16 protein-coding genes are annotated in these 21528 nt (G+C 65.4%); 12 read left to right on the top strand and 4 right to left on the bottom strand.

The window, feature by feature from the left end:
* From E4O92_RS24855 to E4O92_RS14200, 8 genes are all read left to right on the top strand, one after another.
* A partial coding sequence (locus E4O92_RS24855) for a YncE family protein (RefSeq protein WP_167759797.1) occupies positions 1-1861 on the top strand: 1861 nt, incomplete at its 5' end.
* Positions 1862-1870: 9 nt separating this feature from the next.
* Positions 1871-3733 carry a DUF8225 domain-containing protein gene (locus E4O92_RS14230; RefSeq protein WP_135190394.1) on the top strand — a complete coding sequence of 621 codons (1863 nt, stop codon included), beginning with the start codon at positions 1871-1873 and terminating at the stop codon, positions 3731-3733.
* A gap of 10 nt (positions 3734-3743) precedes the next feature.
* Positions 3744-5165 carry a hypothetical protein gene (locus E4O92_RS14225; RefSeq protein WP_135190393.1) on the top strand — a complete coding sequence of 474 codons (1422 nt, stop codon included), beginning with the start codon at positions 3744-3746 and terminating at the stop codon, positions 5163-5165.
* 57 nt (positions 5166-5222) lie between these two features.
* Positions 5223-5762 carry an SCO family protein gene (locus tag E4O92_RS14220; protein ID WP_167759796.1) on the top strand — a complete coding sequence of 180 codons (540 nt, stop codon included), beginning with the start codon at positions 5223-5225 and terminating at the stop codon, positions 5760-5762.
* The gene (locus tag E4O92_RS14215) at positions 5746-6294 is read left to right on the top strand and encodes an SCO family protein (RefSeq protein ID WP_135190391.1); all 549 of its coding nucleotides are present in this window, start codon (positions 5746-5748) and stop codon (positions 6292-6294) included. Before E4O92_RS14220 ends, E4O92_RS14215 begins: the two co-directional genes overlap by 17 nt.
* A complete protein-coding gene (locus E4O92_RS14210; protein WP_135190390.1) occupies positions 6291-7304 on the top strand; it encodes a c-type cytochrome in 1014 nt (337 codons plus the stop codon). The genes E4O92_RS14215 and E4O92_RS14210 overlap by 4 nt, the downstream gene beginning before the upstream one ends.
* A gap of 93 nt (positions 7305-7397) precedes the next feature.
* Entirely contained in the window at positions 7398-8762 is a 1365-nt protein-coding gene (locus E4O92_RS14205; protein WP_135190389.1) for a DUF8225 domain-containing protein, read from the top strand.
* 31 nt (positions 8763-8793) lie between these two features.
* Positions 8794-10419: a Dyp-type peroxidase gene (locus tag E4O92_RS14200; protein WP_135190388.1), complete on the top strand. Its 1626-nt coding sequence runs from the start codon at positions 8794-8796 to the stop codon at positions 10417-10419.
* Between the two features lie 231 nt (positions 10420-10650).
* On the opposite strand, the gene E4O92_RS14195 is transcribed toward E4O92_RS14200, so the two are convergent.
* Together E4O92_RS14195 and ilvD are read right to left on the bottom strand one after the other, a co-directional pair.
* Positions 10651-12213 (bottom strand): M20/M25/M40 family metallo-hydrolase, encoded by a 1563-nt coding sequence (locus E4O92_RS14195; protein WP_206076874.1) that lies wholly within the window; start codon positions 12211-12213, stop codon positions 10651-10653.
* Between the two features lie 252 nt (positions 12214-12465).
* Positions 12466-14328 (bottom strand): dihydroxy-acid dehydratase, encoded by a 1863-nt coding sequence (gene ilvD / locus E4O92_RS14190; protein ID WP_135190386.1) that lies wholly within the window; start codon positions 14326-14328, stop codon positions 12466-12468.
* A gap of 303 nt (positions 14329-14631) precedes the next feature.
* Between ilvD and E4O92_RS14185 the strand changes: the two genes are divergently transcribed.
* Positions 14632-15681, top strand: coding sequence for an NAD(P)-dependent alcohol dehydrogenase (locus E4O92_RS14185; protein ID WP_135190385.1), 1050 nt, complete (start codon positions 14632-14634; stop codon positions 15679-15681).
* Positions 15682-15692: 11 nt separating this feature from the next.
* On the top strand, positions 15693-16895 hold the full coding sequence (locus tag E4O92_RS14180) for an MFS transporter (protein WP_167759795.1): 1203 nt from the start codon (positions 15693-15695) through the stop codon (positions 16893-16895).
* Between the two features lie 3 nt (positions 16896-16898).
* Here E4O92_RS14180 and E4O92_RS14175 read toward each other — a convergent pair whose 3' ends face one another.
* The gene (locus E4O92_RS14175; RefSeq protein WP_135190384.1) at positions 16899-17792 is read right to left on the bottom strand and encodes a LysR family transcriptional regulator; all 894 of its coding nucleotides are present in this window, start codon (positions 17790-17792) and stop codon (positions 16899-16901) included.
* Positions 17793-17932: 140 nt separating this feature from the next.
* On the opposite strand from E4O92_RS14175, the gene E4O92_RS14170 reads away from it, so the two are divergent.
* Together E4O92_RS14170 and E4O92_RS14165 are read left to right on the top strand one after the other, a co-directional pair.
* The gene (locus E4O92_RS14170; protein ID WP_135190383.1) at positions 17933-18358 is read left to right on the top strand and encodes a (R)-mandelonitrile lyase; all 426 of its coding nucleotides are present in this window, start codon (positions 17933-17935) and stop codon (positions 18356-18358) included.
* A 141-nt stretch (positions 18359-18499) separates the two neighbouring features.
* Entirely contained in the window at positions 18500-19945 is a 1446-nt protein-coding gene (locus tag E4O92_RS14165; protein WP_135190382.1) for an NAD-dependent succinate-semialdehyde dehydrogenase, read from the top strand.
* A gap of 109 nt (positions 19946-20054) precedes the next feature.
* Here the strand turns inward: E4O92_RS14165 and E4O92_RS14160 are convergent, their stop codons facing one another.
* A complete protein-coding gene (locus tag E4O92_RS14160; RefSeq protein WP_135190381.1) occupies positions 20055-21509 on the bottom strand; it encodes an MFS transporter in 1455 nt (484 codons plus the stop codon).
* Positions 21510-21528 lie beyond the last annotated feature (19 nt).

Raw genomic sequence — 21528 nt, 5'->3', positions numbered from 1 at the left:
CTCCGAGCCGGCCTGGCTGCGCTTCGGGAAGCTGCTGGACGGCGCGCTGGGTGCGGCGATGAGCGCGCGCCATGCGGCAGGCGGCTGCCTGCTGGCGGCGCTGTGCCTCGCCGGCCATGCGTCCCAGCAGGTGGTGGACCAGGGGATACGGGTGGCGTTCGATGCCAGCCAGCCGTCCGGGGCAGGCGCTCCGGCGGCCTTCCGCTTCGAATTGTCGGACACCGCCAGCGGCACGCCGCTGCGCGGCCTGCGTCCGGCCGCCTGGCTGAGCCGGCGCGCGCCAGGAGCGGCGGCGCCCGACTGCAAGGCCAGGCTGGCCGGCTATCTCAGCGGCGACCTGTTCCGCCGTGCCGATATCGATCTGAACAGCTTCTTTGTACTGACCCTGAACGACGACGCTACGGTCAGCGTGGTCGATCCGATGTTCGGCTTCGGCGGCACCCGGCTGCTCAATCTGCTGCACCTGCCGGCGTCGGGCGCCGACTGGCTGCTGCTCGCGGACCACGCGATGCTGCTGGTGACCATGCCCGACGAGGGCGCCGTCGCCGTGATCGACACGCGCCATTGGCGCATCGTCGACACTCTGCCAACCGGCGCCCGGCCGCGCCGCCTGGTCGCCGCCGGCAACCGTGTCTGGGTCGCCGACCAGCGTGGCGTCAGTGCCATCGACCCGGCCGTGCGCACCGTCAAGGCGGTGGCGCTGGACGGGGGCGCCATCGGGCTGGCCGCCAGCGCCGACGGCCACTGGCTGTTCGCTGCGGCCGGCGGCAAGGTCGCCATCATCGACGCCCATGCGGGGCGCGTGGTGCGTGAGGCGGTTCCGGGCGGCGTGCCGACGCTGCTGGCGTATTCGCGTGCCGCGCAGGCTATCTACGCGGTCGATGCGCAGCAGGGGCGTGTGTACGCGATCGACTCGCACACCGGGCGCACCACGGCCACGGTGGACGTGCGCCCCGGCGCCACGCAACTGCGCTTCACGCCGGACGGACGCTATGCGCTGCTGCCCAACCCCGGCGAGAACATCGTGCAGGTGTTTGACGCCGCCACCAACCGCCTGGCGCACACCATCCCGATTGCCGGCCAGCCGGACCAGGTCACCTTCAGCGACCGCCTGGCCTATGTGCGGCGGCGCGGCAGCGAGATCGTGCTGATGATCGCACTCGAACAACTGGGCAACCAGACTGGCGCACTGGGCATCGCCGAGTTCCCCAGTGGCCAGCATGCCTTCGGCGCGCCCACTGGCGTCATCGCCGACAACCTGGTCAGTGCGCCGGAAGGCGCCTCGGTCCTGGCCGCCAATGCGGTCGACCGCATGGTCTACCTGTACCGGGAAGGCATGGCCGCGCCGGCCGGAGGATTTCGCACTTACGCGCAAACGCCGCGCGCCGTCATGGTGGTGAACCAGGGCCTGCGCGAGGTTGGACAGGGCGCGTATGCGACCACCATGCCGGTCGCCCAGCCGGGCCAGTACGACGTGGTGATGTTCAACGATGCGCCACGCGTGGTCGCCTGCTTCAGTGCCGCGCTGGGCAGCGAGGCCGCGCCGTCCGGCCGTCCCGCGGTGCAGGTCACCAGCATCGATGCGCCGCCACAGCTGGCGGTGGGCAGCAGCGTGCGCCTGCGCTTTGCGCTCTTCGACGCTGCCGGCGCGCCGCTGCCCCCCGCCGCCGACGTGCGCGCGCTGGCGCTTGCGCCGCCCGGGATCTGGCAGCAGCGCCTCAGTGCCATCGCGCTGCCCCAGAGCCGCTACGAAATCGAATTCACGCCGCCGCAGGCCGGCGTGTACTACGTGTGGATCGAGTCCGAATCGCTGGGGCTCCCCCGCAACAATGCGCAGTTCAAAACTTACCACGCCAACTAGGAGATGATCATGAGTAGCAACCCCATCACGCCTATGTACGAAGCGATGGCCGGCGGCGGCTATCTGCTGCAACGCTTTACGCTGCCGGCCTGCAATAACGATTTCCCGGACAATCCGGTGCTTTACCAAAAGCTGGCCACCGCATGGAGCCAGAACGTCGACGGATTTACCCGCCAGGCCATTGCCGGTAATCCTTGGACGTCGTCCTTCGCGGCCGCCCAGAACGGCTATTACAATCCTTTGACCACAACGATCCCGGGTGGCGCCGCGGCCGTCGACGTAGCGTGGATCGCCTTTCCGAACCGGCTGATCCAGTACCTGGGGCAGGACCAGACCCCGGCCAATCCCTACCATCTGCCCAAGGCCATGCTGTACCAACTGGCCGACACCGGCGCGCTTGTTAACTACCCGATTCCCGTCACGCGCTGCCCGCAGGCCGACTGGTCGGGCGAGCTGAAGGCCTACGGTCCGTACGGCCCGCGCGGCTGGCTGGACGAGTACTGCGAGTTCAGCGTCGCGCGCGATGCCCGCGGCAAGATGGTGCGCATCGATTTCACCTGCGAGAATCCCGAGTACTACCAGACCCTGTGGAGCGTGAGCCCGGAAAGGGTGGCGGAAGTGTATACCGCGGCGTTGAATTTCGGAGCGCCGCAGGCGCAATGGGTCAGCGTTTCCGTGGAAGACCTGCAGCTGGTCGATCCGGTCACTCACAAGCCGGTGATCGATCCACAAACGGGCCGGCCGGGCTACAACCCGCTCAACAAGTGGAACAGCGGCACGGTGGCGATGCGCGCCAACGGCAAGTTCAGTGGCGGCGCGATGCATCTCACGGCCACGCCGAACACCCTGCAAACCGAGCTGGGGCTGGGCGCCGGCGCGACCGTGCAGCGCAGCAGCGGCAACCTGGATCCGCAAGCGCTGATCTGCTGCGGCGTGTTCGGCCAGAACTACCGCAACAGCGATCCGCACATCGGCCAGACCATCAACCTGGCGGTCGGCGCCGGCACCAATATCTCGCTGGCCGATCCGCCCGGCCTGTACATCCAGATGCCCAGCTTCGCCCAATACCAGCTGCCGGCCGACCCCAAGCTGCCGCCCGGCGCCAGCGCGGCCGATTGCTGGCACATCGTGCGCGGCTTCGAGACGCTCATCGACCCGATTACGAAGACGCCGTATCCGGGCTCCTTCATCCTGCATGCGGCCTTCCAGCTGCCGCTGGCCTGGGTGAAGGCCGGCGTGTCCTTCACCCTGGAGGACATCACGATCGACGGCACGCCCATCACCTGCGGCTCGCAGGTAATGGAGACGTTTGAGGTCGCCCTGTTCGGCCGGCCGATCCCGCCGAAGGCTCCCACGCCGACGCAGAGTTGCGCCGAATCGCTGCCCGTGACGAAGTCGCAGGCGCAGCCGCTGCAGATCATGTTCCAGCCGCTTTGGGACGCTTACTACGGCACCAAGTTCGACACCCCGGTCCATCAGGAAATGAACCTGGCCAGCAATTCCAGCATCATCCCGCCGACGCTCAAGCCGGGCCAGTCGCGGCAGGCGCTGGCGCTGACCTGCTCCTTGCCGTCCGGCGAAACGGCTCTGCCGAAGGAGAAATGGCCCAAGGTGCTGTTCACGCTGCCAAACGGCAGTATCGACACCGACATCAATGCACTGGTGGTGGACATGGTGCCCAATATCAAATACGCCGTGCCGGGCAACACCTATCCAGACTTCGCCCAGTTGCTCAAGCTGGAAGTGAGCGTCACACCCCGGGCGGCGCCGGGCGTGCGCGGCGTGGTGATCGTCCCGGCGGGACAGACTGTTTCGCCCGCCATCCCACCGGCGCCGGCCTTCCTGGTGATCGCGCAGGCGAACCAACAATAAAGGAGACACCATGACGACATTACTACGTACCCTGATGGCTTCGATGGCATTGCTGTCGCTGGCGGGCGCTGCCCATGCGCAGAATGCATCCTCGGGCGGCAGCACCAGCAACTGCCTGGCACCGCCCAAGCTCGGCTATGTTGTGCCCACCGACATGGTGGTGACGCGCCAGGCCGACGCCAATTGCTTCGCCTGGCAAGAATTTATCGCGCTCAACTGGGCCGCGCAAGACGGCCAGCGCGGCCAGCCGGACAGCAAGATGCCGCCGGCGAGCTTCGGCAAGCCCGGCGATCCACGATTGACGGTGTGGGAAACCTACAAGGAATCCGATCAGGTGTTTCTGGCCGATGGCCGCGATCCCGGGCCTTGGAACGGCCAGCCGGTCGCGGCCGTGAAGTTGCTGGGGGGACTGAACGGCAAGATCAGCGCCGAGCCGGCGCTGGACCTGAGCGTCTTCGGCCAGGCCTCGCCTGGCGCACCCTGGCTGACGGCGCAAAATAAATTGCTGACCTTGTATGAACGTTCGGTCAACGAAATCGAATACAACTACATCCGCGACAACAAGCTGTACAACGCTTCGGTGCAGCCCGGCTTTGCGCAGGCGCCGGGCTTGAACTTGCCGAACGGCTCGATCGAAATCAAGGCCGCGTGGCTGGAGCTGCCGAACAAGGCCGATTGGCCGCGCTTCAAGATCGCCAAGGCGGTAGTGACCTATCCGGGCATGCCGCCCAGGACGGTGGTGGTGGGCCTGACCGGCCTGCACATCATCCACAAGACGCCGCTTGGCCAGCAGTTCATCTGGGCCACCTTCGAGCACAAGCAGAATGCGCCCGATGCGCAGCAGGTCGCGGACAAGCAACTGACGCCGCCATACACCTATTACAACCCCAGCTGCAATCCAGCCACCGATTATTACCGGTGTGTGGCCAACGCCGATCCGACCCAGGTCAACAGCGGCAAAAAAAGATGGTACGCCGCGCCGATCCAGGTGGTGCGCACGACGCCGATTTCGACCCGTGCCAACAACGACGTGGCGGGCCTGAACCAATACGTGTGGTCGCAGGTGATCGCGCCGCAAAGTCCGGATTCGGTCTTCCTCAACTACCAGCTGGTGAACACCTTGTGGTCCAACCAGAACACGGCCGTCGCGCCCGGTGCGCGCGTGCCGCTGCCGGCGCCGCAGTTATCGCCCAACACCAAGCAGGAGCCGGTGGCCAACACCACGATGGAAACCTATGTGCAGAACCTGACCTGCCTGGACTGCCATGCGTCGGCGCCGATCGCCAAGGGCCATCTGGGCAACCGCCTGGTTCCGACCAAGGTCTACGATGCTGCCACCGCCGGCAGTCCGGCGACGGCGGCCAATGCGCTGGCCTCCGACTACTCCTTCCTGTTCAAGACCGCCAAGGCGCCGAAGAAGGCGTCGCCATGAGCGGCGCGGAGGATCAGGATGGGTTTGCATAGAATCGGCTGTGTCCTGCTGGCCGCAATGTTATCCACCACCGCGGCGGCGGACGGCGGGACGACGGCCGCCGCGCGCGGTGCGGAGATCTATCTGCGCGGCCTGGCGTTGCAGGACCAGGACGGACGCCCGGTCGATCTGTACCGCGACCTGATCGCCGGGCGTTCGGTGGTGATCCACACCTTCTTCGCCGGGTGCGGCGACAGCTGCCCCGCGATGATGGCCACCCTCAGGGCGGTGCAGGAGCGGCTGGGCAACCGGCTGGGGCCGGAGGTGCGGCTGGTGTCCATCACCATCGATCCTGTGCACGACACGCCGGCCGCGCTCAAGGCTTACGCCCGCAAGCTGGGTGCGCAGCCTGGCTGGGTGTTCCTGACCGGCTCCGAGCAGCAGGTGGGCGAGGCCTTGCGGCGGCTGGGGCTGTTCGTCGACGATCCCGGCGCGCACATGGACACCATGGTGGCGGGGAACATGCGCACCGGCTTGTGGAAGAAAATCCACGGCACGGCTGCTGGCGCCCGTGTCGTGGACCTGATCATGGGCGTGGCCGATGACACCGGCCACTGAACGCAGGCGCAGTTTGTTGGCGCTGCTGGCGCTGGGAGGGCTGGCGCGGCCGGCGCGAGCGGCCGTGGCCGACGTCGCGGTGCTGGACCAGGATGGCCGCGCGCTGCGGTTTTACAGCGATCTGGTACAGGGGAGGGTGGTGGCCATCAATTTCGTGTTCACCGGCTGCAGCGCGGTCTGTCCGCTGTTGGGGGCACACTTTGCCAGCGTTCAGCAGTCGCTGGGCGGAGAGGCGTCGCAGGTCGGGCTGATCTCGGTCAGCATCGATCCGCTCAACGACACTCCGGCGGCACTGCGCCAATGGCGTGACAAGTTCAGCATGCGTCCAGGCTGGACCCTGGTCACTGGGCGCAGGAACGACATCGACCGCTTGCTGGGCTCACTCGGCGCGGCGGCGCCGGACCCGGGCGCGCATACGCCATTCCTGCTGATTGTCGATGGCGTGCGCGGCGGCCCGTGGCTGCGCATGGACGGCCTGGCCGATCCGGTGCAGGTGGCTCGCGCGCTGCGCCAACGCAGCGAACGACGATGAAATACTGGTGGCTTTTGCTTTTTCCCTGCGCGGCCCAGGCCCAGGAGCTCACGGCGCAGCAGCAGCGCGGGCGTGCGATCTATGTCGAGGGCCGCGGGGCGCAAGCGATCACCGCCAGTGTCGCCGGCATGCGCCAGGCGCTGCCCGCGACGCTGCTGCCGTGCGCCTCCTGCCACGGCGCGAACGGGCGCGGCCAGCGCGAAGGTGGCGTGGCAGTGGCCGATATCTCGCCGGCGGCGTTGGCGCGCGCGGTCAATATCGGCGGCCGGCTGCGGCCAGCCTATACGCAGGCCCTGCTCGTGCGCGCCATCGGCGATGGGCAGGACAGCCAGGGCCAGCCCCTGGACCGCGCCATGCCGCGCTACCGCATGCAAACGGCCGACGCGCGCGCCTTGCTCAGTTATCTCGCGATTCTGGACAGCGTGACGCCAACGGGCGTCAGCGCCGACGCAGTGCGCATAAACGTTATCGGCGCAGCAGGGCTGACGGTTCCGCAGCAGCCCATCTACGGCCGCCGCATCGTTTTGCGCTATGGCCGGGACGAGGACGCTTTCCTGACGATCGACGCTGCCCAGCCGATCGAGCGCGCCGCAACCCGGGAGCAGCAGATTGCAGCGCTGCGCGACTACGCCGCCAGCCAGGGCGCGCAAGCCTTGCTGCTCAACGGCGATTGCGGCGCGCTGGCCACGGCCGATCCACCGTCGCTGGTGCTGATGACCGCCGAGACCGCGTCTGGCTGCAGGCTGGACAGCATCCCCGCGGCGCTGGACCGCAGGATCGTCGTGGCGGCAGCGGCGCCGCCTGACAGCCGCGCCGCTGCGCAGGCGCAGTTGTCGGAGATCGTGGCCACGCTGGCTCGCGTGGGCCGCGATTTCACGCGCAAGTCCTTTCTCCAAGACCTGGAGCAGACGCGCCGCCGCAACGGCGCAGTGCAGGCCTGGTTAATGACGTTGGACCTGCACAGGCAAGTGTTGTATGCCGAGCCGGGCTGGTGGCCGGCCGTGCATTGACTGCAGAGATTTTTGCAGCTTGTGGTTTTTTGGTGGCAATTTCTTCAACAAAACGGCGTATGATCAATTCTCCATTTGGCGAAGGAGGCGACGATGGCACTGCTGCAGAAATTCGATCCGCCCGCATTTCTTTCCGACTTTAATGGCATCCCTGGGCAACTGGAGGCCTGGCACAACGCGGTCAGCGCCTGGTTCGACGCGGTGGTGAAAATCGAGTTGAACAAGATCGCGCAGGGCGTCGATCAGCCGATATCGGAAACCCGCACGCAGTACTACAATCCATCGCGTTTCGATCCGGGCACCTTGATCGAGCAATCGATACCGTGGAACGCATTTCCCAAGGAACTGCTGCGCCGTTTCGGCCGCGCCGAGGCATTGAAGCAGGCCGATTCGCTATGGCACCTGCGGGACTACAACAAGGCTGTGTTTGACACGCCCACTGCGGGCGATCTGCCATATCGTCCCCACAACGAGTACTGCGAGTGGCATGTGCGGCGCGATCCGGACACGCAGAACATCGTCCATATCGCTTTTACCTCCGAGCCGCCCGAGTACTGGCAGGCGCTGGCCGGCACGCCGATACCGGGGCCGGACAACGTGCCGGCCTCTTTCCCGGGCGATAAAAAACTGCTGCTGAAGCGTTACCGCGAACTGGTCAGCCAGCAGGTGGAACTGGCGGACCTGTTCGCCACGAAAGACGTGTTCGACAGGCAGGGCAACAAGTTAATGGCACAGGGCGATTACAACCCCTACAACAAGTGGAACACCACCCATGGCATCGTTCACCTGTGCGCGCCACCCAATTCGCTGACCGCGGAAATCCAGCTGGCGGGGGATGCCACGGTTCTGTACAAGAATAGCGCCCAGGCCCAGGTGGTGGACCCGGATGCGCTGATCTGCTGCGCCATGTATGGCGGGCCTGACCGCACCAGTGATCCGACCATCGGCGCGGCTGTCAATGCGCTGGCGCGCATCGGCGCCTTCGTCACGCTGCGCAACCCGGTGGGGCTGTACATGGATCACATCGATCTCGGCGGCTGGGCCGCGCCGGACGGCGGAGCGCTGGACGATTGCGTGCGCGTTGTCCGTGGCGCCAACAACCTGATCGAACGGCTGGAAGTGAGCGTGCCGAAGGAGCGTGGCTTTACCGTCAGCGACATCACAATCGGCGGGGAGCGCATCCAGTACGGCGGCCAGGTGGCCGAATGCATCACGGTCCATCTGGTGGGCGTTGCCGCCGCGCCGGGGACCTTCAAGAATCCGTCGCTCTCCTGCAACGGCCGCTGCTGTGTCGATCCCAACGATGCTCGCACGCTGAACCGCGCGGTGCCATGGAAAGACCCTACACCGCCCGGAAAAGTCGATGCCTTGCAAGATTGGGACGTCCAGGATTCGCTGTCCAGGCCGCGCCATACGGACGATGCAGCGCCCCTGCCGTTACGGAGCCGCAGAATCTGAAATCCATTCATCAAAATAAACAGGAGCCACCATGACAGTCAACCGCAAAGCGCCGGTGGAGCCGGTACTGGAGATGGATGATATTCAGGGCATCGCCGTGCCGGGCTTCCTGAAGCCGCACCAGACGCTGATCGCCTTGCGGCTGCCCGCCGGGCCGGCGATGGCGGCAGCCAAGGCTTTCCTCGGCAAACTGGCGGACAGTATCAGCACCGGCGCCGAAACCCTGGCCGACCGCCGCCTGCGCCGCGAACAGGCTCGCGCGCAAGGTGTGCGCCATGTACGGCGCGAGGGACGCGTGCTGGTGGGGCTGGGATGTTCCGCGCCTGGCCTGGATGCGCTCACGCCCGGCGCCAGCGATATCGCCAGTCCGGCCTTTCACATCGGCCTGGCGGGCCGTTCGGCTTTGCTGGGTGACCCCACGAACAAGGATGCGGAGGGCCATCCGAACAACTGGCTGGTTGGCGGCCCCGATAACGCGCCGGATCTGCTCGTGGTGCTGGCCGGTGATCACCGCGACATGGTGGACCAGCGGGCGGCAGCCTTGCTCGCCGAAATCGCTCAAGCTGGCCTGACCGTGCTCTATCAGGAAAAAGGCGATGTCCGCAGCGACGAGTGGGACGGCATGAACATGCGCGGGCACGAGCACTTCGGCTTTGACGACGGCGTGTCGCAGCCCGGCATCCGCGGCCGTGCCTCGCCACGCGATGACGACTACATCACCGAGCGCTATCTGCCACCGGCGATCGGCAGGCAAGCCTCGTTGTATGGCCTGCCGGGACAAGATCTGATTTGGCCGGGCGAGGTGGTGATCGGTTATCCGGGCAGCAGCCCTGATCCGCTGCTGCCCGGCCAAGTCCGCGAACCCATGCCGGACTGGACACGCAACGGCTCCTTCCTGGTGTTTCGCCGCCTGCGCCAGGACGTCGGCCTGTTCTGGCGCACCATGCGCGAGACGGCCGCGGAACTGGCCCGCCACCCCGGGTTTGAAGGCATGACGGATGAGAAACTGGCCGCACGGGTAGTCGGCCGCTGGATGAGCGGCGCTCCGGTCAGCCGCGCGCCCGATGCCGATGACGTCGAACTGGGCAAGGAACGGCGTGCCAATAACCAGTTTCGCTACGACAGCGACACACCCAAGCTGCCGGTCGAAGGCTTTGATGACAATTTCCCGCAAGCCAAGGCCGACCCGGCAGGGATCACCTGTCCGTGGGCAGCGCACATCCGCAAGGTGAATGTCCGCGATTCCGGCAGCGACATGGGCGGCAGCGACGCCACCTATACCCGCCGCGTGCTGCGTATCGGCGTGCCGTTCGGGGCGCCGTTGGCTGATCGCTATGCGACCCTGGCGGATGACCCGCACAACGGCAATCGCGGCCTGCTGTTCCTGTCCGTGCAGGTGTCCATCGAGGACCAGTTCGAGTTTCTGCAAACGCGCTGGATGAACGACCCGACACGGCCCAAGACGCCGGCCGGGCATGATCTGCTGGTCGGCCAGAATCCCGCAGCGGGTGAGGGCCGCGCACGCGGTTGCGTGATGTTTGGTTCGGGCTTGCAGCAGGCCGGTGTCAGCACCAAGGCAGAGTGGATCGTTCCGACCGGTGGCGGCTACTTCTTCCTGCCTTCGCTGAGCGCGATCAGGACGGTGTTGGCGCAGTGATCAATCGTGGTGAGAAAACAGCTGGCACTAGCAAGCAATAAAGCCACGCAATCCCACGGTTCACCGATGCTCTTGCTGCATCACGCCCCAGCACGCGATGAAAAACCCCAAAAGTTGGCGCCCAACTTTTGGGGTTCAGTTCACGAACCGGATCTATGCGTCTGCCAGTTCAGCGCTTCAGCTGCGACAGGTCGCGCACCGCGCCGCTAACGCGTGGGGATGCCGCCGTTTTCAGTCGTTCTTCGGATCCGAATACAGGAATGGATTGGTCGGCGCCGGCTGCGTCGGCAGCACGTTGCGCGGCATCGGCGCATCGCTTTCAGCCGCTTGTAGCAGCACCGTGGCCAGGATCACGGCCGCCTGGCGCAGGTCTTCGGTGCGCAGGTGGTCGAAGGTGTCAAGGTTGGTGTGATGCACGAGCGATTCATAGTCGAGCGGATCCTGGATGAACTGGAACGCAGGCAGGCCGAGGCGCGCCATCATCACATGGTCGGTGCTGCCGGTTGGCTGGGCGACGACCCTGCTGGCGCCCAGGCTGTCGAACGGCGCCAACCAGTTGCGCAGCACTGGTACCGCGGCGAAATTGCCCTCTGCGTAAATGCCGCGGATCTTGCCCGAGCCGTTGTCCAGGTTGAAGTAGGCGGCCATGTCATTGAAGCCGGGCAGGGGCGTGATCGGGTAGGTATCCCAGAAATAGGACGGCATCTTGGCCAGTACCGGGTCCGTCGAAACGGGGCGCTTGGCGAGGTAGCGCGCGACGTAGGCGCTCGAGCCGATCAGCCCTTGTTCCTCCCCGGACCAGAGGGCAAAGCGGATGGCGCGTTTCGGTTTCACATGCAAGGCCGACAGGATGCGTGCCGCTTCCATGACGACCACCGAGCCAGCGGCATTGTCCGCGGCGCCGTCGCCCGCCACCCAACTATCAAGGTGAGCACCGGCCATCACGTAGCCAGCCTTTGGATCGCGGCCCGGGATGTCCGCGAGGATGTTATAGCCGTTCACGTCACTGTCATCGAAATGCACGCGGCTGTCGATCTCCAGCTTGACCGGGCCGGTCTTGGCCAGCCTGGCCAGGCGGCGGTAATCTTCGGCAGCCATTTCGATCTCGGGCAGGGCCGGGGTTTCGCCAACCTTGTAGAAGCGGCCTTCGCCATGCACCAGTCCGTTACCGGCGCGCGACATGCGCACCAGCGCTACCGCACCTTCGGCCGCCATAAAGCGGTTCATTTCCTTGCCCAGTTCCATGTAGCGCTTGAGCATTTCCGGCCGCTCCGGATCGAACGAGGGCTGGCGATACGTGTTCAGCTTGCCAATTTCGGCGTCGTCCAGGCGCTTGAACGCGGGTGTGAGGTCGTCCTTCGGTGCATCAGGGTAGTTGACCAGGACAATCTTCCCATTGAGCTTGCCCTTCCATTTTTCCAGGTCGCGCACGTGGCGGATCGGGGCGACGATGATTTCGGCCGACACGGCGCCGTTGGTGGCCGGGGTCCAGGCGATCGGGATCGAACGCAGCTCCAACGGGCGCGGCGCGGTCATCCGGCTGTGTGACGATTCGATCCACCAGCCGCGTCCGAACTCGAACGGGTCGGTGCGCACGTTCAGCCCCCACGAGCGGAACATTTGCTGGGTCCATTTTTCCGCTTCGCGCATGGCGGGGGAGTTCGTCATGCGCCCGCCAATGCGGTCAGTCAGGTATTGCGCCAGATTGACGACCTGGCCGCGGTTGTAGCCTTCGTCGGCGATCCGGTTGATCGTATTGGCATCCACGCTCGCCTGGGCGTGAGCACTATTCATCGAGGCAAAAGCAAACGCCAACAGACAGACTGATCGAAGCAATTTCATCGTTCCCCCTTGAGTATTGACACCGAACGGCCGAGATTTAGGAGTTGACAATATGCAATCAATCATTGTTCAGGTCAAGCAGTTTGCGGGGCGCAAAAGCCGAGGCGGCGGCTGTTGGTAATGAAAAACCCCCAAAGTGGATGTCCAACTTTTGGGGTTCAGTTCACGAATCGGCGCCTGTTTCAGCTGCCCGCGCCTGTCGGCTCAGCGCTTCAGTTGCGACAGGTCGCGCACCGCGCCGCGGTCGGCGGAGGTGGTGAGCGCGGCGTAGGCCTGCAGCGCCTGCGAGACGACGCGCTCGCGGTTCACCGGCTGCCACGCGTCGCGCCCGCGCGCTTCCATCGCCGCGCGGCGCCGCGCGAGCTCCTCAATCGACACCCGCAGGTTGATGGTGCGCGCCGGGATATCGATGTCGATCAGGTCTCCTTCTTCCACCAGGCCGATCGCGCCGCCTTCCGCCGCTTCCGGCGAAGCGTGGCCGATCACCAGGCCCGACGAGCCGCCGGAGAAGCGCCCGTCGGTGAACAGCGCGCACGCTTTGCCGAGCCCCTTCGACTTGATGTACGAGGTCGGGTACAGCATCTCCTGCATGCCTGGCCCGCCCTTTGGGCCTTCGTAGCGGATGATGACAACGTCGCCCGCCTGCACCTTGTCGCCGAGGATGCCTTCCACCGCCGCGTCCTGGCTCTCGAACACGCGCGCCGTGCCGGAGAACTTGAGGATGCTTTCGTCCACGCCGGCCGTCTTCACGATGCAGCCCTTTGCCGCGATGTTCCCGTACAGGACCGCAAGGCCGCCGTCCTGCGAATACGCATGCTCGCGGTCGCGGATGCAGCCAGCGCCGCGATCGAGATCGTTCTGCGCGTAGCGCTCTTCTTGCGAGAACGCGACCTGGGTCGGCACGCCGCCGGGCGCGGCACGAAACAGCTTGTGCACGGCAGGGTCGCTGCTCACGCGGATGTCGTACTTCTCGATCGCTTCGCCCAGCGTCTTGCTGTGCACCGTCGGCAGCGACGTGTCGAGCAGGCCGGCGCGCGCCAGTTCGCCGAGGATCGCGATAATGCCGCCCGCGCGGTGCACGTCCTCGATGTGGTACTTGTTGGTCATCGGCGCCACCTTGCACAGGCAAGGCACCTTGCGCGAGATGCGGTCGATGTCGGCCATCGTGAACTCCACCTGCGCCTCATGCGCCGCGGCCAGCAGGTGCAGCACGGTGTTGGTCGAGCCGCCCATCGACACGTCCAGCGCCATCGCGTTCTCGAAAGCCGCCTTGGTGGCGATGCTGCGCGGGAGGACCGAGAAGTCGTCCTGCTCATAATGGCGTTTCGCCAGTTCGACGATCAGCCGGCCCGCCTGCAGGAACAGCTCCTTGCGGTCGGCGTGCGTGGCGACGATCGTGCCGTTCCCCGGCAGCGACAGGCCCAGCGCCTCGGTCAGGCAGTTCATCGAGTTGGCGGTGAACATGCCGGAGCACGAGCCGCAAGTGGGGCAGGCGGAACGCTCGACTTCCGCCACGTCCGCGTCCGGCACGCTGCTGTCGCCGGCCTTGATCATGGCGTCGATCAGGTCGAGCTTGATCACCTGCTTGTCATTGTTCACGACCTTGACGACTTTGCCCGCTTCCATCGGCCCGCCGGACACGAACACCACCGGAATGTTCAGCCGCATGGCGGCCATCAGCATGCCGGGCGTGATCTTGTCGCAGTTCGAGATGCACACCATCGCGTCGGCGCAGTGCGCGTTGACCATGTATTCGACCGAGTCGGCGATCAGGTCGCGCGACGGCAGCGAGTACAGCATGCCGCCGTGGCCCATCGCGATGCCGTCGTCGACAGCGATGGTATTGAATTCCTTGGCCACGCCGCCCGCCGCTTCGATCTCGCGCGCCACAAGTTGGCCCAGGTCCTTCAGGTGCACGTGGCCCGGCACGAACTGGGTGAACGAGTTCACCACGGCGATGATCGGTTTGTCGAAATCGCCGTCCTTCATGCCGGTGGCGCGCCACAGCGCGCGGGCGCCTGCCATGTTGCGGCCTTGGGTGGTGGTGCGGGAACGGTAGGTGGGCATATTGGTGTCTCCTCGAGCTGCGAACGTAGTAGAGCACGAGGGTGCCGTGTCCGGCGCGAGTTGTCCAATATATGATTTGTTTCGCTGTGATTCACGTTGCATATCACAGTGGGTCATCCGCCCCTTCTGGCGCATTGTCCAGGAATATGAAAGGGCGTCATAAATCACGCGCCCGGCCTAGCTTCCCGCTAAGGGGAGATGGGGCTATTCATGTGCCTCATTCATAAGCCCATGCAAATTCCATCGCTTTTTTCGGGTGGCATTGCCATTAACATGCAGCCTTTCGCTAGAAAGGAACACTCCATGACAGTCAAAGCTTATGGCGCCCGCGCTGCCGACAAACCCCTCGAGTCCCTGGATATCACCCGCCGCGCGCCTGGTGATCACGACGTCCAGATCGACATTGCCTACTGCGGCGTATGCCATTCGGACTTGCATACAGTGCGCGCGGAGTGGGCCGGCACGATGTATCCGTGCGTGCCTGGCCATGAGATCGTGGGCCGGGTGTCCGCCATCGGTGCGCATGTCCGCGATTTCCAGGTCGGTGACCTCGTCGGCGTCGGCTGCATGGTCGACAGCTGCCAGCATTGCGCCGATTGCGACGCCGGTCTCGAAAACTATTGCGATGGCATGGTGGGCACCTACAATGGCCCCACCCAGGACGCGCCCGGTCACACGCTCGGTGGCTACGCGCAGCAGATCGTCGTGCACGAGCGCTTCGTGTTGAACGTCAGTCATCCGGAAGAGCAGCTGGCCGCCGTGGCTCCCCTCCTGTGCGCCGGCATCACTACCTATTCGCCGTTGCGTAACTGGCAGGCCGGGCCGGGCAAGAAGGTCGGTATCGTCGGCATCGGTGGCCTTGGCCACATGGGCGTCAAGCTGGCCCGCGCGATGGGCGCCCGTGTGATCGCCTTCACGACCTCTGAATCAAAGCGCGAGGATGCAGAGGCGCTCGGCGCACATGAAGTGGTCGTGTCGCGCGACGCGCAGGCGATGGCCGCACGCGCCGCAACGCTGGACCTGATCGTCAACACCGTGGCCGCGCCACACGACCTGGATGCCTTCCTGTCGCTGCTCAAGCGCGACGGCACCATGGTCCTGGTTGGCGCGCCGGCCACGCCCCATCCGTCGCCCCAGGTCTTCAACCTGATCATGAAGCGGCGTTCGCTGGCCGGTTCGATGATCGGCGGGATTCCGGAAACCCAGGAGATGCTCGACTTTTGCGCGCAGCACGGCATCGTCGCCGACATCGAGATGATCCGCGCCGACGAAATCAATGCCGCTTACGAGCGCATGCTCAAGGGCGACGTGAAGTACCGCTTTGTGATCGACAATGCGACGCTGGCCGCGTGACCGGAGTCTCAATGAACCTCGATATCACGGCCGGCCAGGCGATGGACCAGGAAACGCCGGCGGCCTGGGGGGCGGTATTCGCGCTGGCGCTCGGCGCTTTCACGCTGGTCGCGTCCGAATTCATGCCGGTCAGCCTGCTCACGCCAATCGCCGCGGGCCTCTACATCAGCGAAGGGCAGGCGGGGCAGGCCATCGCGATCTCCGGTGCGTTTGCGTTGTTTACCAGCCTGTTCATCACCACGCTCGCCGGACGGCTTGACCGCAAAACCCTGCTGCTGTCGCTCACGCTGCTGATGGCCGTGTCGGGCACGGTCGTGGCGTGGGCGCCGAACTACCTGGTGTTCATGTTCGGGCGCGCGCTCATTGGCGTTGCGATCGGCGGCTTCTGGTCAATGTCGGCGGCCACCGCCATGCGCCTCGTGCCCGAGCACCAGGTTCCGCGTGCGCTGGCGATCGTGAACGGCGGGAACGCGCTGGCGACGGTGGTCGCCGCGCCGCTCGGCTCATTCCTCGGTGCGCTCATCGGCTGGCGGGGCGCGTTCTTCTGTGTCGTCCCTGTCGCCGCGCTCGCATTGGTGTGGAAGTTTGCCAGCCTTCCACCGATGCAGGCGCAGCGCGGGACAGGCGCGGCCGGCGTCCTGCGACTCCTGGCGCGGCCCGGCATTGCTTTCGGCATGGCGGCAGTCGGCTTGTTCTTCATGGGGCAATTCGCACTGTTTACCTACCTGCGGCCGTTCCTCGAGACGGTCACCCATGCTGGTGCGCCGATGCTGTCGTTGATGCTGCTGGGGCTCGGCGTGGCCGGTTTTGCTGGCACGGTGCTGATCGGGGCTGTACTGGAGGATCGCTTGTATCGACTGCTCATCATCATGCCTCTGCTCATGGCGGGCATGGCCGTGGCGCTGGTGGCCTTAGGCAGCTCGGCCCTGGCCGTTGGTGTCCTGCTCGCGGCGTGGGGCCTGGTCGGCACCTCGGCGCCCGTGTGTTGGTGGACCTGGCTGGCCCGGACCTTGCCGCGCGAGGCGGAGGCGGGAGGTGGCCTGATGGTCGCGGTGGTCCAGCTCGCGATCATGTCCGGAGCGATGGCCGGCGGCGTGCTGTTCGATGCCAGCGGCTACCGCGCGACCTTCCACTTGAGCGCCATCCTGCTGGTGGCCGCCGCGCTGCTGGCCGGCCTGGCGGGACGGGCGGCGCGGCGTGGCAGCGTGGCCTGAGCGTCAGCCCTTATGGCGGATCGCATCGATCACCACCGCCAGCGCGCGCGATGTGTTGCGGCGGCTCGGGTAATAGGCATGCAGGCCGGGGAAGGTCGGGCACCAATCCGGCATCAGGCTGAGCAGACGGCCTTCGCGCACGTGCGGGCCCACCAGGCTCGCCGGCAGAAATGCGAGGCCGACGCCGGAGAGCGCCGCGTTCAGTATCGCGTAGGCGCTCGTGAACACGGTCTGGCCTCGCACCCGGGCTTCCACCTCGCGTCCCGCGTGTTTCAGTTCCCAAGCGTACAGGCCGCCGCTGCTGGCCAGCCGCAGGTTGATGCAGTTGTGTTTCAGCAGTTCCTGCAGCGACGCAGGCTGCTGGCGCCATTCGAAATACGCGGGGGCGCCGACGATCATCATCGGCTCGTCGGCGGTCAGGCGTACGGCGATCATGTCTTTTTCCACCTGGTCGCCAAAGCGTACGCCGATGTCGTAGCGTTCGGCGGCGATGTCAACCATGCGGTAGTCCGAACTGATTTCGACCTGCAGATCGGGATATTGCGCCAGCAGCGGCGCGATGCGCGGCCACAGGATCGTGTCGACCACGTGGTCGATTGCCGTGATGCGCACGGTGCCCGCAGGTTTGTCGCCCATATCGCTGACGGCGGCGATTTCGGCCTCGATCTCGTCCAGCCGCGGGCCCACGTTCTGCAGCAAGCGCTCGCCAGCTTCGGTGGGCGAGACGCTGCGGGTGGTACGCGTGAGCAGGCGCACGCCGAGCCGGCTCTCCAGGCCGCGAATGATGTGGCTAAGCGCCGATTGCGTCATGCCGAGCTTGGCGGCGGCGCGAGTAAAGCTTCGTTCGCGTGCCACCGCGAGGAACACGAGGATATCGTTGATGTTGTCGCGGGCCATTGCGGCGTCCCGGAGATCGAAAAACACCGATGATACCGCGATCACCTGACCGGGAAACAGCCAGGCCTTGCCTCACGGCCAGTCAATACGCCGGCGCGGCCGGTTCAAATGCAGTACTTCACATCACGAAAGGAACGGATATGGAATTGAAACGTGTGGGCTCGCAGGCATCGATCAAAGGCCCCGAGCAGTACTTTACCGGCACCGTGCGCATCGATCCGCTCAACGCGCCGCCCGCGCCGGCACGCGTGTCGGTCGCGAGCGTGACCTTTGAGCCGGGTGCCCGCTCGGCCTGGCATACCCACCCGCTCGGACAGACGCTGGTCGTCACCGCGGGCTGCGGCTGGACCCAGTGCGAGGGCGAGCCGAAGGTGGAGATCCGTGCCGGCGATGTCATCTGGTGTCCGCCTGGCCACAAGCATTGGCATGGTGCGACCGCGACCACGTCGATGACCCACATCGCGATCCAGGAAGCGCTTGACGGCGTGAACGTGGTGTGGATGGAGAAGGTCACCGAGGAAAACTACATGAGCCCACTGTCCGGCGCTCCCGCGCACGGCGGCTGATCCGCTGGTGACCAGCCGTCCTGTAGCAAGCAAACAATCTGATGTAATGCGAGAATGGCAGGTTGGTGCCAGCAGGCACCTGGTGGTCCATTGGACTCATCAACCGTCATCAACTTGTTTTAAAGAGGAACGAACGCTCACATGACGACTTCCAACTATCCCGACACTCGCCTCCTGATTGCCAACGAATGGGTCGACGCCGCCGGTGGCAAGACCATCCCTGTGCTGAACCCGGCCACCGGGCAGGCGATCGGCACGGTCGCCCATGCCAGTATTGCTGACCTCGACCGCGCCCTTGCTGCCGCCCAAAAAGGCTTTGAGACCTGGCGCGCCGTGCCTGCGGTCCAGCGGGCCGCCGTGATGCGTCGCGCTGCGACGCTGCTGCGCGAGCGCGCTGGCGACATCGCCCGCTTGCTTACCCAGGAGCAGGGCAAGCCGCTGGCCGAAGCGAAGATGGAAGCGCTCGCCGGTGCGGAGATCATCGACTGGTTCGCCGCTGAAGGCATGCGTGTGTATGGCCGTATCGTGCCCTCGCGTAACCCTGATGCGCAGCAGTTGGTGTTGAAGGAACCTGTCGGCCCGGTCGCTGCCTTCACGCCGTGGAATTTCCCGATCAACCAAGTCGTCCGCAAGCTGTGCGCCGCGCTCGCGACCGGGTGCTCGTTCCTGTGCAAGGCGCCTGAAGAGACCCCGGCTTCGCCCGCAGCGCTGCTGCAGTGCTTCGTCGACGCGGGCTTGCCGGCCGGGGTTGTCGGGCTGGTGTTCGGCGACCCGGCCGAAATCTCGGGCTACCTGATTCCTCACCCAATCATCCGCAAGGTCACCTTCACCGGTTCGACGCCGGTCGGCAAGCAGCTTGCGGCCCTGGCCGGCGCGCACATGAAGCGCGTGACGATGGAGCTGGGCGGCCACGCACCGGTGATCATTGCCGAGGACGCGGACGTGGCGCTCGCCGTCAAGGCTGCCGGCGCGGCCAAGTTCCGCAATGCTGGCCAAGTCTGCATTTCGCCGACCCGCTTCCTGGTGCACAACGCTGTCAAGGAAGAGTTCACGCGTGCTCTGGTGGCGCATGCAGAAGGGCTGAAGCTGGGCGACGGCCTGCTTGAAGGCACCACCCTGGGCCCGCTGGCCAATGCGCGCCGCGTGACGGCGATGGGCAAAGTCGTCGAGGACGCGCAGGCAAAGGGCGCGTTGGTCCTGACTGGCGGCAAGCGGGTCGGTGAGGCCGGTAACTTCTTTGCGCCGACGATCCTTGCGGATGTCCCGCTGGAAGCGAACGTATTCAACGACGAGCCATTCGGTCCTGTCGCGGCGATCCGTGGTTTCGACAGGCTGGAAGATGCGATCACCGAAGCCAACCGGCTCCCGTTTGGCCTGGCCGGCTATGCGTTCACGCGCTCGATCAAGAACGCCCAGCTGTTGATGAACCGCGTTGAAGTCGGCATGCTGTGGATTAACCAGCCAGCAGCGCCGAGCGCCGAGTTGCCGTTCGGTGGCGTCAAGGATTCGGGCTACGGCTCCGAGGGCGGTCCGGAGGCGCTCGAGTCCTATCTGAACACGAAGGCTGTGTCGATCGTCGGCGTCTGAGTCTGCAACTGCCGGGCAGCCCAGGTCCTATCGCTGAACCAATATGGCGAGAATGAGACTTGGCTGCTGGCAGGCTGTAGCAAAGCAAGCCCCGAGTGGCAGAAGCGGATCACCTCGTCGGCAAACGCCTCCGGCTGCTGCTGGTTGGACCGGTCGAACCGGAGACCTGGATTCTTCTGGCGATCACGATGGCTACAACGATCAGCAAGGTCGCAGCTGCCATGGTCACGTGCAAGCCGGTGGCTAGCGCGGCGGGAGCCGCGCGCCCCGGTTCACGCATGCCGGAACCGAAGGAGAACAGCGCACCCATGAGGGATGCTCCCGAGATCAGGCCCAGGTTGCGGGACAGGGTGAGCACGCCGGAAATCACGCCACGCTGCTCTGGTGCTACTCCGGCCATGACGGCGGTATTGTTCGCGGCCTGGAAGAGTCCGTAGCCGGCCGTGATTGTGACCAGTGCTGCCACGTAGCCTTGAATACCGGCTTCGGCCGGCAGTATTGCCAGGCCAAGGGTGCCGGCCACCATGGCGGACAAGCCGACCCGGGTCATGAACGGAGCGCCCAAGCGATCAACGAGGCGGCCTGCCGGGATCCCGATCACGGCTGCGGCAAAGGGTCCGGTCGACATGACAAGCCCGACTTGCGCTGGTGGTAGCCCCATGGCGCCGGACAGGTAGAAAGGACCTACGACGAGCGTTGCCATGATGACCGTGGCGATGAGCCCGCTCATGACAAAATTGCCGCTGGTTTGCGGCATGCGAAGTACCGCCAAACTGATCAAAGGCGACTGTGCCTTTCTCTCGACCCGCACAAACAAGGCGGTCCCCAGGACGGCAAGCACCAGAAGGCATGCATTAACCAGGCCAAAACGGCCCCGGCCCAAGGTCATCGCAACAGCATAAGCCGTCAGGGTCACGGCCAGGACGAGGGTGCCGGCGTAATCGAAATTGGCATTCCTGGTTTGAGCGGGCCGCGTGCGCGGCAGGCTGACATAAGCCAGCACGAAAGTGGCGAGCCCCAGCGGCACGTTGATCAAGAAGATGGATTGCCATCCATACGAGGCTATGAGGAGCCCCCCGAGCGAAGGCCCGAGTGCGGTGCCAACGGCAGACATCGTGGCGAGCATTCCCATTGCGCTGCCAATCCTGTTTTTAGGGACAGCTTCCGTAGCGAGGGCCATCGTCAAGGCCATCATGATCGCAGCGCCGAAGCCTTGCAGCGCCCGCGCGGCCACGAGCATGGCAAGGACATTCGCAGTGGCGCAGAAGACCGATCCAAGCATGAACAGGCCGATACCCGCCAGGACCACACGGCGGCGCCCGACGAGATCGCCAAACCTGCCGGCGCTGACGAGCGACGTGGTAATTGCCAGCAGGTAGGCGAGAATGATCCACTGGATGTGTTGGAACGGGGCACCGAAGACTTCCGCCAATGTTGGCAGGGCGATATTCGCAATGCTGGTGCCCAGTGATGGGAGCAGCATGGCCAGGGACAAGCTGGCCAGAGCCAGCTTCGGCCGGGCTGTGGCGACTGCGGTGCGCTGCGGATACGTCACGTTTTTCATCGTCCAGATCCTCTATCTT

Source organism: Massilia horti (assembly GCF_004614195.1).
Lineage (GTDB): Bacteria > Pseudomonadota > Gammaproteobacteria > Burkholderiales > Burkholderiaceae_D > Telluria > Telluria horti.
The sequence above is the reverse complement of the archived record's forward strand: the minus strand, read 5'-3'. Positions and strand labels throughout refer to the sequence as shown.

What these genes read in the sequence shown, in the direction of transcription:
- ilvD (WP_135190386.1), bottom strand. Translation starts at nt 14,328, where the DNA reads ATGCCCACCTACCGTTCCCGCACCACCACCCAAGGCCGCAACATGGCA.
- E4O92_RS14215 (WP_135190391.1), top strand. Translation starts at nt 5,746, where the DNA reads ATGACACCGGCCACTGAACGCAGGCGCAGTTTGTTGGCGCTGCTGGCG.
- E4O92_RS14200 (WP_135190388.1), top strand. Translation starts at nt 8,794, where the DNA reads ATGACAGTCAACCGCAAAGCGCCGGTGGAGCCGGTACTGGAGATGGAT.
- E4O92_RS14205 (WP_135190389.1), top strand. Translation starts at nt 7,398, where the DNA reads ATGGCACTGCTGCAGAAATTCGATCCGCCCGCATTTCTTTCCGACTTT.
- E4O92_RS14170 (WP_135190383.1), top strand. Translation starts at nt 17,933, where the DNA reads ATGGAATTGAAACGTGTGGGCTCGCAGGCATCGATCAAAGGCCCCGAG.
- E4O92_RS14230 (WP_135190394.1), top strand. Translation starts at nt 1,871, where the DNA reads ATGAGTAGCAACCCCATCACGCCTATGTACGAAGCGATGGCCGGCGGC.
- E4O92_RS14210 (WP_135190390.1), top strand. Translation starts at nt 6,291, where the DNA reads ATGAAATACTGGTGGCTTTTGCTTTTTCCCTGCGCGGCCCAGGCCCAG.
- E4O92_RS14195 (WP_206076874.1), bottom strand. Translation starts at nt 12,213, where the DNA reads ATGAATAGTGCTCACGCCCAGGCGAGCGTGGATGCCAATACGATCAAC.
- E4O92_RS14185 (WP_135190385.1), top strand. Translation starts at nt 14,632, where the DNA reads ATGACAGTCAAAGCTTATGGCGCCCGCGCTGCCGACAAACCCCTCGAG.
- E4O92_RS14165 (WP_135190382.1), top strand. Translation starts at nt 18,500, where the DNA reads ATGACGACTTCCAACTATCCCGACACTCGCCTCCTGATTGCCAACGAA.
- E4O92_RS14225 (WP_135190393.1), top strand. Translation starts at nt 3,744, where the DNA reads ATGACGACATTACTACGTACCCTGATGGCTTCGATGGCATTGCTGTCG.
- E4O92_RS14175 (WP_135190384.1), bottom strand. Translation starts at nt 17,792, where the DNA reads ATGGCCCGCGACAACATCAACGATATCCTCGTGTTCCTCGCGGTGGCA.
- E4O92_RS14180 (WP_167759795.1), top strand. Translation starts at nt 15,693, where the DNA reads ATGAACCTCGATATCACGGCCGGCCAGGCGATGGACCAGGAAACGCCG.
- E4O92_RS14220 (WP_167759796.1), top strand. Translation starts at nt 5,223, where the DNA reads ATGTTATCCACCACCGCGGCGGCGGACGGCGGGACGACGGCCGCCGCG.
- E4O92_RS14160 (WP_135190381.1), bottom strand. Translation starts at nt 21,509, where the DNA reads ATGAAAAACGTGACGTATCCGCAGCGCACCGCAGTCGCCACAGCCCGG.